The following is a 14168-nucleotide window of genomic DNA, read 5'->3' as shown; positions in this document are numbered from 1 at the left end:
CGACGGCCAGCAGACTACTCAATGAAGAATCACTTTCAACTCCTGCCTCTCCCGTCTCGTGAGATGCCCCGGCGTGGCTACGATCTTCCGTCTGATCGGTGTTTCGGATGGTCCGTCCAGCCGGTGTTTCGGGGTCGCGCGCCGCTGCGACGTCTGCTAGGCCGGGAGGCGAAGGTATTCGAGCCGGTGACACTGCGTGCACGGTCTCTCGTCGGCGTGGGACAGCACCCGCCGGGCGAAGTCCGCGGGTTTACGGCACCGCCGGGCAGCTCGCCGGCTCGGTCATCGGCTCGGCGGCGAGCGCGTCGATGACCAGCGCGGTCACGTACGGGTCGGTCGGCAGCCCGCCGTGGGTCGTCCGGGCCGCGGGGCAGAGCGACTGCAGCGCCAGGTTGATCGCGCCGTCCAGGCGGGCCGAGTCCGGCGGCTGCACGGTCTCGTCGTTCGTGGTCCAGATCGACAGCCAGGGCAGCCGTGCGGGCAGCCGGTCGTCGAGGCCGGCGAGCAGGTCGCTGCCCGGAGCCAGCTCCTGACAGGCGGCCGGGCACTGGTCGTGGGCGAAGGTGGCGCCCAGCCCGGCCAGCCTGGTGCCGTGCAGCGGCGAGCCGAGCGACACCACCCGGCGTGCCTTCTCCGCGCCGCGGTGCTCGGCGACCCAGAGCCGCGTGACCACGCCGCCCGCCGAATAGCCGACCACGTCGACGCTCGGGGCGCCCGCGCCGAGGGCCTCGGTGACCGCGGCGTCGAGGATGCCCGCCTGCTCCTCGAGCGGGCCGGTGCCGTCGCCGGGCAACGTCAGCACGGTGGCCGTGTGCCCCTCGGCGGTGAGCCGCCCGGCCAGCTTGGTCAGCGCCGTGCGGCCGCCGCCGTAGCCGGGGACGAGCAGAACGGGGCCCGGCTGCGCCTGATCGGGCCGCGGGCCGTCGTCCTGGTCGCCGCCGAGCACCCGAACCCCGACCAGCGCCAGCAACACGACGGCCACCAGTCCGGCCGCTCCCAGCAGCCACCACCGCACCAGATCATCATGCCGCAGCCCCGGGTCGCCGCTCAGCCGAACGCGCGGCCCGGCCTCTCGATCGCCGTGCTTCTCGATCCCTGGGGCAATCGTTTGAACATGGTGCCCCGGTGAAACGTAATAATCAGACTCGGACCGGGAGGGGATCGCGATGCCGGACGGCCCGGTACGCAGCGAGATACGAACCAGGGACCAGGACACGGCGGTCGAGGCGATGATGCGGATCGCCGTGCACCGCCCACGCCTGCGTGTGGCCCGCCCGGAGGCCGTGGAATTCTCGGTGCTCTCCGTCGGCCTTCCGGAGTGGGGAGTCGATCGGGTCAAGTTCGACGGCGTCCGCTACCGCTCGATCGTGGAACCGTCGGAGACCCTGATCGCGGGCGTGTGGCGCGGCGGGCACGGCACGATGCGGACCGGTGACGAGGACTTCGGCATGGGGATCGGCGACGGTTTCGTCTATCCGCTCGGCCGCACCCTCGACTTCGAGAACTTCGATCCCGACAAGGCGCTCGTACGCCTCCCGGCCGCGTTCGTCGCCGACCTCGCCGAGGAGCTCACCGGCCTGCCCGCGGGCGAGCTGCACTTTCTGTCCGTACGCCCGCTGACCGCCGCCAAGCGCGACAACTGGTCGGCCACGGTCGCCTTCCTCGCCGGCCACCTGCACGATCCCGGGCGCGAGATCCCGCCGCTGCTCGCCGCGCAGATGAAGCGGCTGGCCGCGGCCGCCCTGCTGCGCTCGTTCCCCAACACCACCATGACCGTCGCCCGGATGCCGACCGGCGGGCACTCCCGCCCGGCCGTCGTGCGGCGCGCCCTGGAATTCATGGACGCCAACGCGGAGCGCCCGCTGACCGTGGCCCAGATCGCCGCGTCCGCCGACGTGAACCCGCGGGCACTGCAGGCCGCCTTTCGCCGCCACTACGACCTCGCGCCGCTGGCCTCCCTGCGCCGGGTGCGGCTCGAACGGGCCCGGGCCGACCTGCGGGCCGCCCACCCCGGTGACGGCACGACCGTGGCCGCGGTGGCGCTGCGCTGGGGCTTTCCCCGGCCGGTCCGCTTCGCCGCCGCCTACCGTGATGCCTTCGGTGAATCACCCGTGATCGGCCGGGCGAACCCTAGGGCAGGAGTTGGTCCAGCACCGGAGCCTTGCTGAAGATGCCGTCCCGTTCGCCCAGCGTCGCCACCCGCTGGATCGACGGGCGGTTGATGTCCTCGGGCCAGGTCGGCAGGATCATCGCGATCCGCACGGTTTCGGTGATCTGCGTGTACGTGCCCACGACGTCGCGCACCTCGTCGGGGTGGGCCGCCGCGTACCGCAGGGACTGCCGGATCGCCTCGGTGAAGTCGGTGACCAGCTTGGACTTGGCCGTGATGGTGCCCTGGCTGGTGAAATAGAGCGCCACGGTCAGGTCGGGCGCGGTGTCCACGAAGTTCGACGCCAGGACCCGCCCGCCCTGGGTCAGCACGGCGCTCAGCGTCGGCTCGACCACCCAGGCCGCGTCGACCTTGCCGCTCTGCAGCGCGCCGGGCATGGCCGGGAAGGGCATCGCCTGGAACGCCAGATTGTCGGCCTTCCCGCCGGCCCGGCGCACCGACTGCCGTACTGTCGTGTCGCCCAGGTTCTTCAGCGTGTTGACCGCGATCCGCTTGCCGCCCAGCTCGCGCGCCGAACGGATCGGGCTGTCGTCGTCCACCACGATCGCCGAGAAGTCGCGGCCCGGCCGCCCGTTCGACGACACGCCGGCCGCCACCGCCTTCAGCGGGGCGCCCCCGGCCTGAGCCGCCATCAGCGAGGTCACGTTGCTGAAGCCGAACTGGTATTTGCCGCCGAGCACGCCGTCGACGATCGCCGCGCCGCCCTGCTCCGGCGAGAGCGTCAGGTCGATGCCCCGGGCGGCGAAGAAGCCCTTCCGCTTGCCGAGGTAGATCGGCGCCACGTCGATGATCGGGATCACGCCGACGCTGATCCTGGTCGCCGCGCCCGCCGCGGCCGCGTCGTCGTCCTTATCGGTGCAGGCCGCCGTGCTGATCATCAACATCACGGCGGTGGCGGCGGCAAGGATCCGGCGCATGGTGTACTCCTCGGGCTACGCGGCGCAACGGCCGCCCGGCGAAAAGTACACGATCAATCGCTCTCCGGGGTCGTGCGTAAAGGGAAATTTCAATGTCTGCCCGGGTCTCCCCGTGAATCGGGGTCCTCAGAGCGAGGCGGCCAGCTTGCGCAGGGCGTCGGCGGCGCCGGACGTGACCGGGTCGCCGTGGCCCGGCAGGATCGTCCGGATGTCCAGACCGGCCAGCTTCTTGACCGAGGCGGCGGCCTGGGCCTCGTCCTCGGTGTACTGCGGGTCGGAACCGGCCAGCCCGCTGTTGTTGTTGAGCGCGTCGCCCGAGCAGAGGGTGCCGGTCGACGGGTCGAAGATGGAGATGTGCCCGGCGGTGTGGCCCGGCGTGCCGACGACCTGCAGGCCGAACACCTCGTCGCCGTCCTTGAGTGCGGTCAGCTGCTTCTCCGACGTGACACCGGAGACGTCGGCCTGCCCGATGTAGATCTTGGCGTTGGTCGTCTGGGGAGCGACGCCGCTGAGCCCGCCCGCGTGGTCGTCGTGCTTGTGGGTGAGGATCACGTGGCGTACGGCCGAGAAGCTGCTGCCGGCCGCGGTGAGCGCCTGCCCGATGGCGTCGGCCGAGCCGCCCGTGCCAAGGTCGACGATGGCCGCGTCGTTGCCGCGCACGAGCAGATAGGCCGAGACGAACGACAGGTTGACCCGTTGCCAGCCCCCGCTGCGGGGCTCTTCGCTCGGCGCCGTGCTCGCCGGCGGGGAGTCGCTGGAGTCGCTGGAGCCGGAACAAGCGTTGAGGACGGCCACGCCGATGACCCCGGAGCCGGCCGTGAACAGGAGCCTTCGACTGATCCGCATACCCGATGCTGGTCCGGCCGGGTGGGTGATCGCCACCGGATGCCGCCCTTCGTATCCGATTCTTGTCCGGCGGCCCGTCCGGCTGAGGGTTTGCTGAAGGCGGAGTAAACCTGTGGTGTGGCGGGGTAAGAAGCTGGCATGACGGAGTACGGAATCCACGCCTCGCACGAGCAGATCCCGCCCGCCGAGTTGCTGGCCGCCATGGTGGCGGCGGAACGCGCCGGCTTCGAAGCCGCGATGTGCTCCGATCACTTCTCGCCGTGGAGCAGCCGGCAAGGTGAATCGGCTTTCGCCTGGTCGTGGCTGGGGGCGGCGCTGCAGGCGACCAACTTGTCGTTCGGCGTGGTCAACGCGCCCGGCCAGCGGTACCACCCGGCGATCATCGCGCAGGCAATCGGCACGCTCGGCTCGATGTATCCGGGCCGGTTCTGGACCGCGCTGGGCAGCGGCGAATACAGCAACGAGCACATCACCGGCGAACCGTGGCCGCGCAAGGAGGTTCGCGAGGCCCGGCTGCTCGAGTGCGTCGACGTGATCCGCGACCTGCTGGACGGCCAGGAGGTCACCCGCGACGGACTGGTCAAGGTGGACCGGGCCCGGTTGTGGACCCGGCCCGACACGGCGCCCTCGCTGATCGGCGCCGCGGTGAGCACCAAGACCGCGGCCTGGTGCGCGCGCTGGGCCGACGGTCTGGTCACGGTCAACGCGCCCGAGGATCACCTGCGCGCGATGATCGAGCAGTATCGCGGCGCGGGCGGGCGCGGTCCGGTGTGCCTGCAGGTGCACCTGAGCTGGGCGCCGACGCAGCACGAGGCCGAGGCGATCGCGCACGACCAGTGGCGCAGCAACATCTTCCCGCCGCCGATCTGCTGGGACCTCGAGACCGTCGACCACTTCGACGTCGTCTCCGAGAACGTCACCGTCGAGCAGGTCGGCAAGGTCGTCAACATCTCGGCCGACCTCGAGGAGCACATCGAGAAGCTGCGCGGCTATGCGGCGCTCGGCTTCGACCGCATCTATCTGCACCACGTCGGGCAGGACCTCGCCCCGTTCATCGAGACGTTCGGGGCCAAGGTCCTGCCGGCCCTGCGCTGACGCCTCAGGCCCCGCCGCAGGCGGTCCGGAACTGGTACGTGGTCGTGTTGGTCTTGGAACCGCCGGGCCAGTCGATCCGCATGCCCGACGCCGACCCGTCGAGAGCGCCTTTCCGCTCCACCACGACGAGCAGGTTCGCCTCCTCGCCGGCGCGGATCGTCGCGTTCTCGGCGGGCATCCGGGCCGCCCAGGTCGAGTTGGCCGCCGGGGGATAGGCGGCGCTCGCGATCGGGGTGCGTCCGCTGCCGAGCGGCACGATGAACGTCTTGCCGATGGTGACGTTCCTGGCGTCGGCCAGTTCGATCTTCTGGACGACGAGGTCGGCGCCGGCCGGGGCGCGCACCACTTCGCCGACCACCATGGAGGCCTCCTGCGGCAGCCGTACACACAGCGTCACCGGGTCGCCACCGAAAACCATCTCGTTGTCACTGTCCGAACCGCAGCCCGAAACAGCGATGACCATCGCTATACCGACCGTGGCCAGGCCACTCCGCCGAATCATGGGACGGGACCGTACCCGCGTATTGTTACGGCCCGATCTCGGTGCGTAATTGAATGTCATTGCCGTCCGCGACGACGGATTCACTCGTAGGCAGATCGATCAAGCACTGTTTCCGGTGCCCGGTCGCCACGCTCTGGCCACCGCGAGTGACGACCGGCAGGATGACGCGGTGGCTTGGCGCAAGTACTTGTTGATCCCCCGCCTGACTTTGACCGCGCTCGGCGCACCCCGCGACCAGTCCCGCGCGTGGGATCGCTATTGGAGCGGCGTTTCCCGTACGGGCCCCGGCGGCGACGTGCTGTGGGAGGCCGACGAGCCGGCCGAGCATGAGCGCCTCGCCTCGGCGCTGAGCCGGCACGCCACGGCCGGTCTGCCCATGATCGACCTCGGGTGCGGGTCCGGCCGCCGGACGTACGCGCTGAAGGATCTGGCCCCTCGCGTGCTCGGCGTGGACGGGTCGGCGGCCGCCATCGCCCGGGCGGAGGCCGGCGACGATCGGGTCACCTTCCGGGCCGCCGACATCGGCGCGGCCGGGCTGGGGGAGCGGCTGCACGACGAGCTGGGTGACGCCAACGTGCACATCCGCGGGGTGCTCCACGTGCTGGACGACGCGTCCCGCCTCGCGGTGGCGCGCAACGTCGCCGCGCTGCTCGGGCGGCAGGGCACGCTCTTCCTCAGCGAGACCAACCACACCGGCGACCCGCTCGACTACCTGCTCGACCAGGGGGCCCGGCCGACCCGGCTGCCGCCGCTGGTGGACCGGTTGATCCGGGCCGGGGTGCGGGCGCCGCGGCGGTTCGGCGCCGACGAGACCGCGGCGGTCTTCCCGGCCGCGGAGTGGGAGATCGTCGAGCAGGGCGCGACCGAGGTCTACGGGATCCCGCTGGAGCCGGGCGGGCCGGTCCAGCGGATCCCCGCGTGGTCCGCGGTCGTCAGGAGGCGGCGGCCGCGTCGTTGATCAGCATCTCGGGGTGGCGGCCCAGGAACTCGGGCAGCCGGTCGGCCGAGGTCGCTTCGAACAGCTTGCGGGTGTCGTCGCTGATGCCCTCGCCACCCTCGGCGCCCGCGGCGAACGTGCCGCCGTTGGTCTTGATCGGGATCAGGTCGCCGGCGGCCAGGCCCTTGAGGCCGAAGATGAAGCTGTCGACCGGAACGCCGTGCGTGTCCATCTTGAGCGACTTGCCGGCCGCGGCCAGAATCTTGGAGACCTTGTTCGGGTTGCCCATGATGCCCGAGCTGCTGGCCTTCTTGGCCATCGCCCGCAGCAGCTGCTGCTGGTGCCGCTGGCGGTCGTAGTCGCCGTTGGTCGAGTGCCGCAGGCGGGAGAACTCGAGCGCCTCCCACGGCTGCATGTTGCGGCAGCCCTTCTCGAACCAGAGCGCGTTGCGCGGCGGCGACGTCGGGTCCTTGCCGTGGGCGTACTCGACCTTGCCGTCGTTGACCACGTAGTGGCTCGACCACATGCGCTTGTCGACGCACAGGTGCACGCCGCCCATCGCCTCGAGGATGCCCTTGAAGCCGTTGAAGTCGATCACCATGACGCCGTCGAACTCGATGCCGGTCAGCTCGTGGACCGCCTTGGTGGCCAGCTTCGCGCCGCCCTGCCAGCCGCGGCCGCCCTGCGACCCGAACAGATAGGCCGCGTTGATCTTGGTGGTCTGGCCGCGGAAGCCCATCTTGTCGTCGGCCGGGATCTTGGCCACGGTGTCGCGGGGGATGGAGATCATGTACGCCTGGTCGTGCGAGGCGGTGATGTGCAGAATCAGGATCGTGTCCGACCGGGACTCGCCGTCGGCCCAGCCGGTGCGGGTGTCGAGCCCCAGCATCAGCAGGTTCATCGCGCCGTCGGGCAGCTTGCCGGCCTGCACGGTCTTGTTGCCCAGGCCGTTGTTGTCGAGCACGCTCGACGTGGTCTGGATGTTCGACGTCAGCTGATTCAGGAAGTACTTCACGACCACGATGCCGCCCACGCCGACCAGGGCGAGAATGACGCCGAATGTGGTCAGCAGTTTGGCCCAGAGTGGTGATTTGTGGCGCTTGGGCGGCTTTTTGCCGGAGGAGCCCTTGGAGCCGGAGCTGGTGCCGCCTCCGCCGCCGCCGTAAGTATTGCTGCGGCGCTGGCGGACTACCCGATCGCCCGGCATGGCGGTCTTTGGCGGCATACGTGAAAGCTCCCTCGTGACACGGGCGTTAGGCAACTCCGAGTACGGAGACCGCCCGCGCCGGGCTCAACGCCGTGGAAACAGATATAGGTTTGAGATCTATTAGTCAACCCTGCTGGACAAGCGGTAACCCCGCGACAACGTTTCGGATTCAAAAGCCGCGATTTTCCGTACGCTGGGTAGCGGTCCGATCGCGCCGAGCGGTCTTGTCCATTGTTCGACGGAGATCGAGGAACCGCCCACTCCGCTGCCCGATTTCGGGGGCTTTTGGTTTCCACGCTCATCCTGGATGTCATTCGCGGGCGGCGATGCCAAATGGTTCGGCGACCATTTCTGGGAACTGCCTGAACGTTTTGGAGGAAATGGCGGCCGGTAGGGTTCCGGCGTGGATGCCACGGACGAGTTGCGGGAAGCGCACGACAAGCTGGCCGAGTTCTACGCCGAGCGGCTGGCCGGCCTGCTAGCCGAAATGCCGGTCGAACGGGCCGTGCTCGACCTGTTCTGCGAGCTGACGCTGGCCGCCGGGCTGGGCCGGGACGTCGCCGACGTCGGCTGCGGCACCGGCCGGCTGCTGCCCTACCTGTCGGGGCGGGGGGTGACGCCGCGCGGGATCGACCTGTCGCCCGGCATGATCGAGGTTGCCCGCCGCGACAATCCCGGTTTCCCGTACGAGGTGGGTGATGTTCGCGCCCTGCCGTTCGCGGACGCGTCGCTGGCCGGCGTCGTCTGCTGGTACTCGCTGATCTTCTTGCCCCCCGAGTCGCGCGACCCGGCGTTCGGCGAGCTGGCCCGCGTGGTCAAGCCCGGAGGCCACCTCGTCTGCGCCTTCAAGGACGGTGACGGCACCCTCACTCGCGGCGGCCGCACGGTCGGCATCGAGTTCGACGCGTACTGGCTGTCGGCCGCCGAGATGGTGCAGCGTCTGCACGACGCGGGCTGCGAGCTGGTGTTCCAGGGCAGCCGGCCGCGCGGCGAGGGTGAGTCGACCCCGCAGGGCTACCTGGTGGCGCGCCGGACCCATCCCGGCGCGCCACCGGCGTAGGAACCGGTCAGACGCCCGCGACCGAGGTGATCCAGGCGCGGTTGTAGGCGACGCTGCCGTAGTACTGGCGGCTGGTGCCGTCCGCGGTGGACGCCACGCCGACCTGCGCGCCGTTGTAGACCTGCGGGCCGCCCGAGTCGCCGCGCCACGCGTTGCCGTTGATCCGGGTGCTGCCGATCGCGCGACCGCCGTACGCGTCGGTCTGGTTGGTCGAGGTGACCTGCACGGTCGCGGTCTTCAGCGTCGTCGAGGCGCTGCAGCCGCTGTAGCAGGTCATGCCCCAGCCGTAGATCGAGTTGGTCGAGCCGACCGGCGGGTACGCGCTCGACAGCGGCATGTACGACGTGGTGATCGGCGAGGCCAGCCGCATCAGCGCCAGGTCGGAGCGGGTCGACGTGCTGCTCACCGCGCGGGTGGTGCCGCCCGACGTGCGGTTCACGCTGCCCACCCGCACCGACATCGTGCCCGAGATGCAGTGGCGCGCGGTCAGCACGTAGTTGGCCGAGATGATCGTGCCCGAGCAGGTGAAGCTGCCGTTGCTGAGCACGGCGGCGGCCCACGGCGCGGACGAGACCGTGCTGCCACCGATGATGTTGGTGCTCGGGTCGTCGACGGCGGCCAGCGCGGCCGAGGGGATGGCGAGGGCGCCGGTGAGGGCGGTGGCAAGCGAAGCGACGACGATGCGAATACGCACGCCGACTCCTTTCGGGGGGTCGTTCGGCCCGGCGCCCCGCTGCGGCCCCGGATCGAAGGCTGTCGAAGTACGGTACGACGGCCCCACCGCCCCGGCACAAGCCCACTTCGCACCTATCACCGTGTGATGACCGCCGATAGCGTGGACCCGTGGATCACCTGATGTTCGTTGGCGGCGCCTGGGTGCCCGCCCGCTCGCACGAGACCACCACGGCGACCAGCCCGGCCACCGGCGAGACGCTGGGCCGCGTACCGGAAGGGGACCGCGACGACGCCCGGGCCGCGATCACGGCCGCCCGGCGCGCTGCCGACGGCTGGGCGCGCCGGTCCGCCTTCGAGCGGGCCGAGCTGCTGCACCGGGTGGCCGGCGTGATCGAGTCGCGGCGCGACGACCTGGCCCGCATCCTCACGCTCGACCAGGGCAAGCCGCTGCGCGCCGAGGCCTACGACGAGGTCGACGAGCTGGTCACGTACTGGCGGATGGCGGCCGAGGACGGCAAACGGCTCGGCGGGCAGCTGCCCAACTCGGCCTCGGCGGGCAAGCGGGCGCTGGTGATCCGGCGCCCGCGCGGCGTGGTCGGCGTGATCACCCCGTGGAACTGGCCGTACACGATGCCGGCCGAGCTGATCGCCCCCGCGCTCGCGTCCGGCAACACGGTCGTGTGGACACCGGCGCCGTCCACGTCGGTCGCCGCGGTCGCGCTGGCCGGCTGCGTGGCCGACGCCGACCTGCCACCCGGCGTGCTCAACCTGGTGACCGGGCCGGGGCCGGTGGTCGGCGACGAGCTCGCACGCAACCCCGGGACGGACGCGGTCGCGTTCATCGGGTCGACGGCGACCGGCCGGAAGGTGGCCGCCGCCGCCTCGGGCAAGGCGGCGCTGCTGGAGATGGGCGGCAACGGGCCGGTCGTGGTGATGGCCGACGCCGACCTCGAACGGGCCGTCTCGGGGGCATTGACGGCCTGCTTCCTGTGTGCCGGGCAGAGCTGCACGGCGGGGGAGCGGTTGCTGGTCCACCACGAGGTGCGGGCCGAGTTCGCCGCTCGCCTGACCGCGGCCGTGCACGACCGGATCCGGCTCGGTGACCCCTTCGACGACGCCACCACGATGGGTCCGCTCAACAACGCCGGGGTGGCGGCCAAAATGGACGGCCATGTCGCCGACGCTCTGCACCGGGGGGCTGTGCTGCTGTCCGGCGGCGGCCGGGACACCTCGCACCCGACCGACCTGTACTGGCAGGCCACCGTGCTCGACAACGTCCCGGTCGACGCCCTGGTCGCCACCGAGGAGACCTTCGGGCCGGTCGCGCCGATCGTCGGCATCGGCTCCCTGGACGAGGCGATCACCCTGACCAACGCTTCCCCGTACGGGCTGCTCGCGGCCATCTACACCGGTGATCTGCGGGCCGGGCTCGACTTCGCCGACGCCGTCCGTACGGGCTGGGTCAACATCAATGAGTCGTCCAACTACTGGGAGAGCCACCTGCCGTTCGGCGGCCGCTCGGGCTCCGGCAGCGGCCTGGGCCGGGTCGGCGGCAGCCATCCGATGGAGGCGTTCACCGAACTGCAGACGGTGATCATCGGCGGCCCTTAGCCGTTGCGGTGGTGCTTCTGCACAAACGTGTAGCCGGGCTGCAAGGGGCCGATGTCCTGGAACTTGCGCGCCTGGTGATAGAGGTCGAGCTGCTTCTGGGTGGGCTGGGCGCCGCGGGGCAGCTTGCGGATGAAGCCGGTCACCCAGTGCTCGCCGCGGTTCGACTCCACCGGGATCGGCTCGACCATCGGGGCGTAGAAGACCATGTCGGCGGTGGCCTGACCGTCGACCGGCGGGTAGGACGGGTGGCCGGTGGAGTCGACGCTGCCGGTGACCCGGGTCAGGAAACCCTCGCGGATCAGCTGGTCGACCGCGTTGCGCAGCAGGAAAGCGCCCTTCTGGCCACGGCCCAGCCCCGAGCGCCGGGCCAGCAGCTCCTCGGTCAGCACGGCGCTGCCGTCGTCGAAGACCCGGCCCAGCTTCCGTACGGTGTGCAGCACCGCGCCCCGGTTCGACTTGTCCGGACGGGAGTCCCGGGTGACGACCTTGGGGTCGTACTCGTGGAAATACTCCACCCCGTCGACGCGCAGAGGCTCCTCGAGCGGCGTGGTGCGGATGACCGCCTCGCCCTTGCGCTCGTGCCACTCGACGGTGACGAACGTGCCCGGCGGGATGTCGGCGGGCCAGGTGAGCCCGGCGAACTGCCACTCGACGTCCTGCTGCAGCGCGGAGTCGAACTCGTCGTGCTGACCGCGGTGCTCGATCACCACGCGTACGCTTCGCCCGGTTTCCTCCGCGGCCGCTTCCTCGGGGGCCGCGCACACGCCGCCCTCGAGATCAGCCCGCCAGAGCGCAAGGCGGCGGCTCACCGTCCTCATGGCATGAGAAGATACCCCGGCGGGCCACCGGATCAGTCCAGGTCACGCCCCGACGCGCTGTCCAGCTCCTGCAGCTGACGCTGAACGTGGTCGCCCAGCGCCTGCTGATAGGTCTGCGCGAGCCGGCCCAGCTTGTCGATCTCGTCGAGCAGCGTGTTCCGCTTGTCGACCAGGCCGTTCATGGCCTCGGTGTGCTTGCGGCGCGCGTCGGTCTCGATCGTGCTGGCGGTCAGCTGGGCGTCACTGGTGATCTTGTCAGACTCGGACTGGGCGCCCTCGATGAGCGTCTCGGCCTCGGCCCGGGCATCACGCATGTGGTCGTCGGCCGTGCGGCGGGCCATCATCAGCACCGGCGAGTCGGCCGCGTCGGACGCCGTCGGCGGCGGACCCGAGGGCGTCTCGCGGCGGGCGCGCTCCAGCTGCGTCTGCATGCTGCGGGCGTTCTGCTCGGCGCGGGCGCGGGCCTCCTGCAGCCGGCCCAGCTGGGCGGTCAGGTCGGACAGCTCGGCCTCGAGCGCGCGGCTGTTCGGCCCCGGAGCGGCCGGGCCACCCGGGCCGGGACGCTGCGCCTGATCGTGAAGGGCGCGGTTCTCCTCGAGGAGGCGGATGAGCTCCTGCTCGACCTCGTCCAGGAACGCGTCGACGTCCTCCTCGTCATACCCCCGCTTGCCGATCGCCGGCTTCTTGAAAGCCACGTTGTGGACGTCGGCTGGCGTTAGCGGCATCGTGCTCCTCGACTTTCCCTGCTGTTACAACTGTGCCGCCGCATACTACGCACAGATCCTGGAGTCCCGCTTGGCGTGGCATAGCATCAGTCGCCGAGCAGACAGGCACGAGAGGATCTTGCGGTGGCCGACGCCGACGACGTACGCCGATTGGCCCTCGCCCTGCCCGGCGCCGTCGAGATCGAGAGCGACGGTTTCGACTTCCGGGTCGGCAATCGGGGCTTCGTCTGGTCATATCCCCAGCGTGAGCCGGGTAAGCCGCGCGTCATCCGGCTCGACGTGGCCGTCCTCTACGTCGGCGACGAGGCCGAGAAGCAGGCACTGGTCCTGGGCGAACCCGGCCTTTTCTTCACGGTCCCCTCCTACGACGGCCTACCACTGGTGATGTGCCGGCTCCCGCACGTAACGGTGGCGCGCCTGGAGGAACTCATCACAGACGCCTGGGACATGAGACGCCCACCCGAATAGTTCGCAACCGCTGACCAGAACGAGCGGGGCTGCCGCCGTGTCCCCGCTCGCTCTCCGTCTCGGGCTGCCTCTCCGTCTCGGGCTGCCTCTCCGTCTCGGGCTGCCTCTTCCTCTCGTGCTACCTCTCGCTCTCGTGCTACCTCTCGCTCTCGCGCTACCCCCTCCCTCTCGCGTTACTTGCCGAGCAGGCGGTAGCGGCGGATCGCGAGCGGGGCGAAGACCGCGATGAGGGCGAGCGGCCAGGCCACGGCGAGCAAAATCGCGTGCTCGGCCGGCCAGGCGTCGCTGCCCAGACCCGGGTTGCCGAACAGCTCCCGGGCCGCCGCCACCGTGGCCGAGATCGGGTTCCACTGCGAGATCGCGCCCAGCCAGGCCGGCATCTGCTCGGGGGCGACGAAGACGTTGGACAGCGCGGTCAGCGGGAACGCCAGCGGAAAGACGATGAGGCTGACCGTGTCCGGGTTGGGCACGACACTGCCGAGATACATGCCGACCCAGGTCAGGGCCAGGCGCAGCAGCAGGATGAGGCCGATCGCGGCGAGGGCCGGCCCGAGGCCCCGGTGCGCCTGCCAGCCGACGAGCACACCACAGACGAGCAGCACGGCCATTTCGATCAGAGCCCGTACGAGATCAGCGGTGCTCCGGCCGACCATGAGCGCGGAGCGGGCCGTGGGCATCGAACGGAACCGGTCGACCACCCCCCGGTTGATGTCGAGCGAGATGGCCGTGGCGGTTGCGCCCAGCCCGTACAGCTGGGTCATCACGAAAACGCCGGGCAGCAGAAACTCGCGGTAACTGGCCCCGCCCACCGCCATGCCACTGCCGAACACGTACCCGAAGACAAGTGTGAACATGATGGGCAACGAGAAGTAGATGACGATCTGCTCGGGTTCGCGAACAACGTGCCGCAGATAGCGACCGGTCATGACCCACCCATCGGCGATGGCGGTGGTCATCGGGACACCTCTTTCCTGTTGTCGCCCGGAGCTCGGTTGTCATCCGCGGCTCGGTTGGCGTCCGCGTTTCTGTCGGCGTCCGCGGCATCGTCCGCGTTTGTGGCGTTGCGGGCGTTCGTGGCGTTGCGGGCCTTCGTGGCGTTGCGGGGGTTCGTGGCGTTGCGGCCGTTCGCAGCTTTGC

General features: G+C 70.4%; 15 protein-coding genes. 6 read left to right on the top strand and 9 right to left on the bottom strand.

Annotation, left to right across the window (positions count from 1 at the left end; genetic code table 11):
* Positions 1-250 precede the first annotated feature (250 nt).
* Positions 251-1015, bottom strand: a complete 765-nt coding sequence (locus ACZ3I4_RS07810) for an esterase/lipase family protein (RefSeq protein ID WP_465381089.1) — start codon at positions 1013-1015, stop codon at positions 251-253.
* Between the two features lie 151 nt (positions 1016-1166).
* Here ACZ3I4_RS07810 and ACZ3I4_RS07805 point away from each other — a divergent pair, with 151 nt between their 5' ends.
* Positions 1167-2168 carry a helix-turn-helix transcriptional regulator gene (locus ACZ3I4_RS07805; RefSeq protein ID WP_465381088.1) on the top strand — a complete coding sequence of 334 codons (1002 nt, stop codon included), beginning with the start codon at positions 1167-1169 and terminating at the stop codon, positions 2166-2168.
* Here ACZ3I4_RS07805 and ACZ3I4_RS07800 read toward each other — a convergent pair.
* Positions 2131-3087, bottom strand: coding sequence for an ABC transporter substrate-binding protein (locus tag ACZ3I4_RS07800; RefSeq protein WP_465381087.1), 957 nt, complete (start codon positions 3085-3087; stop codon positions 2131-2133). The two genes, ACZ3I4_RS07805 and ACZ3I4_RS07800, sit on opposite strands and share 38 nt — an antisense overlap.
* Before the next feature lie 126 nt (positions 3088-3213).
* Positions 3214-3933 carry an MBL fold metallo-hydrolase gene (locus ACZ3I4_RS07795; protein ID WP_465381086.1) on the bottom strand — a complete coding sequence of 240 codons (720 nt, stop codon included), beginning with the start codon at positions 3931-3933 and terminating at the stop codon, positions 3214-3216.
* A gap of 138 nt (positions 3934-4071) precedes the next feature.
* Here ACZ3I4_RS07795 and ACZ3I4_RS07790 point away from each other — a divergent pair, with 138 nt between their 5' ends.
* The gene (locus ACZ3I4_RS07790) at positions 4072-5028 is read left to right on the top strand and encodes a TIGR03885 family FMN-dependent LLM class oxidoreductase (RefSeq protein WP_465381085.1); all 957 of its coding nucleotides are present in this window, start codon (positions 4072-4074) and stop codon (positions 5026-5028) included.
* 4 nt (positions 5029-5032) lie between these two features.
* On the opposite strand, the gene ACZ3I4_RS07785 is transcribed toward ACZ3I4_RS07790, so the two are convergent.
* Positions 5033-5530: a hypothetical protein gene (locus ACZ3I4_RS07785; protein ID WP_465381084.1), complete on the bottom strand. Its 498-nt coding sequence runs from the start codon at positions 5528-5530 to the stop codon at positions 5033-5035.
* A gap of 169 nt (positions 5531-5699) precedes the next feature.
* On the opposite strand from ACZ3I4_RS07785, the gene ACZ3I4_RS07780 reads away from it, so the two are divergent.
* Complete coding sequence (locus ACZ3I4_RS07780; protein WP_465381083.1) at positions 5700-6488, top strand: class I SAM-dependent methyltransferase; 789 nt, start codon at positions 5700-5702, stop codon at positions 6486-6488.
* Here the strand turns inward: ACZ3I4_RS07780 and ACZ3I4_RS07775 are convergent.
* Positions 6463-7692: an LCP family protein gene (locus ACZ3I4_RS07775; RefSeq protein WP_465381082.1), complete on the bottom strand. Its 1230-nt coding sequence runs from the start codon at positions 7690-7692 to the stop codon at positions 6463-6465. The genes ACZ3I4_RS07780 and ACZ3I4_RS07775 overlap by 26 nt on opposite strands.
* 385 nt (positions 7693-8077) lie before the next feature.
* Between ACZ3I4_RS07775 and ACZ3I4_RS07770 the strand changes: the two genes are divergently transcribed.
* On the top strand, positions 8078-8734 hold the full coding sequence (locus tag ACZ3I4_RS07770) for a class I SAM-dependent DNA methyltransferase (protein ID WP_465381081.1): 657 nt from the start codon (positions 8078-8080) through the stop codon (positions 8732-8734).
* Positions 8735-8741: 7 nt separating this feature from the next.
* Here ACZ3I4_RS07770 and ACZ3I4_RS07765 read toward each other — a convergent pair whose 3' ends face one another.
* Positions 8742-9428 carry a S1 family peptidase gene (locus ACZ3I4_RS07765; RefSeq protein ID WP_465381080.1) on the bottom strand — a complete coding sequence of 229 codons (687 nt, stop codon included), beginning with the start codon at positions 9426-9428 and terminating at the stop codon, positions 8742-8744.
* A 149-nt stretch (positions 9429-9577) separates the two neighbouring features.
* Here ACZ3I4_RS07765 and ACZ3I4_RS07760 point away from each other — a divergent pair, with 149 nt between their 5' ends.
* On the top strand, positions 9578-11020 hold the full coding sequence (locus tag ACZ3I4_RS07760) for an aldehyde dehydrogenase family protein (RefSeq protein ID WP_465381079.1): 1443 nt from the start codon (positions 9578-9580) through the stop codon (positions 11018-11020).
* On the opposite strand, the gene ACZ3I4_RS07755 is transcribed toward ACZ3I4_RS07760, so the two are convergent.
* Both ACZ3I4_RS07755 and ACZ3I4_RS07750 read right to left on the bottom strand, forming a co-directional pair.
* Positions 11017-11838, bottom strand: coding sequence for a hypothetical protein (locus tag ACZ3I4_RS07755; RefSeq protein WP_465381078.1), 822 nt, complete (start codon positions 11836-11838; stop codon positions 11017-11019). The genes ACZ3I4_RS07760 and ACZ3I4_RS07755 overlap by 4 nt on opposite strands.
* A 32-nt stretch (positions 11839-11870) precedes the next feature.
* Complete coding sequence (locus tag ACZ3I4_RS07750; RefSeq protein ID WP_465381077.1) at positions 11871-12563, bottom strand: DivIVA domain-containing protein; 693 nt, start codon at positions 12561-12563, stop codon at positions 11871-11873.
* Between the two features lie 123 nt (positions 12564-12686).
* Here ACZ3I4_RS07750 and ACZ3I4_RS07745 point away from each other — a divergent pair, with 123 nt between their 5' ends.
* Positions 12687-13031 (top strand): MmcQ/YjbR family DNA-binding protein, encoded by a 345-nt coding sequence (locus tag ACZ3I4_RS07745; RefSeq protein ID WP_465381076.1) that lies wholly within the window; start codon positions 12687-12689, stop codon positions 13029-13031.
* A gap of 173 nt (positions 13032-13204) precedes the next feature.
* On the opposite strand, the gene ACZ3I4_RS07740 is transcribed toward ACZ3I4_RS07745, so the two are convergent.
* Positions 13205-13987, bottom strand: a complete 783-nt coding sequence (locus tag ACZ3I4_RS07740; RefSeq protein ID WP_465381075.1) for an ABC transporter permease — start codon at positions 13985-13987, stop codon at positions 13205-13207.
* Positions 13988-14168: the final 181 nt, after the last annotated feature.

The organism is Actinoplanes sp. NPDC021490, from assembly GCF_055562135.1.
Note: the sequence above shows the minus strand (reverse complement) of the source record. Positions and strands in the feature narration are given on the sequence as shown.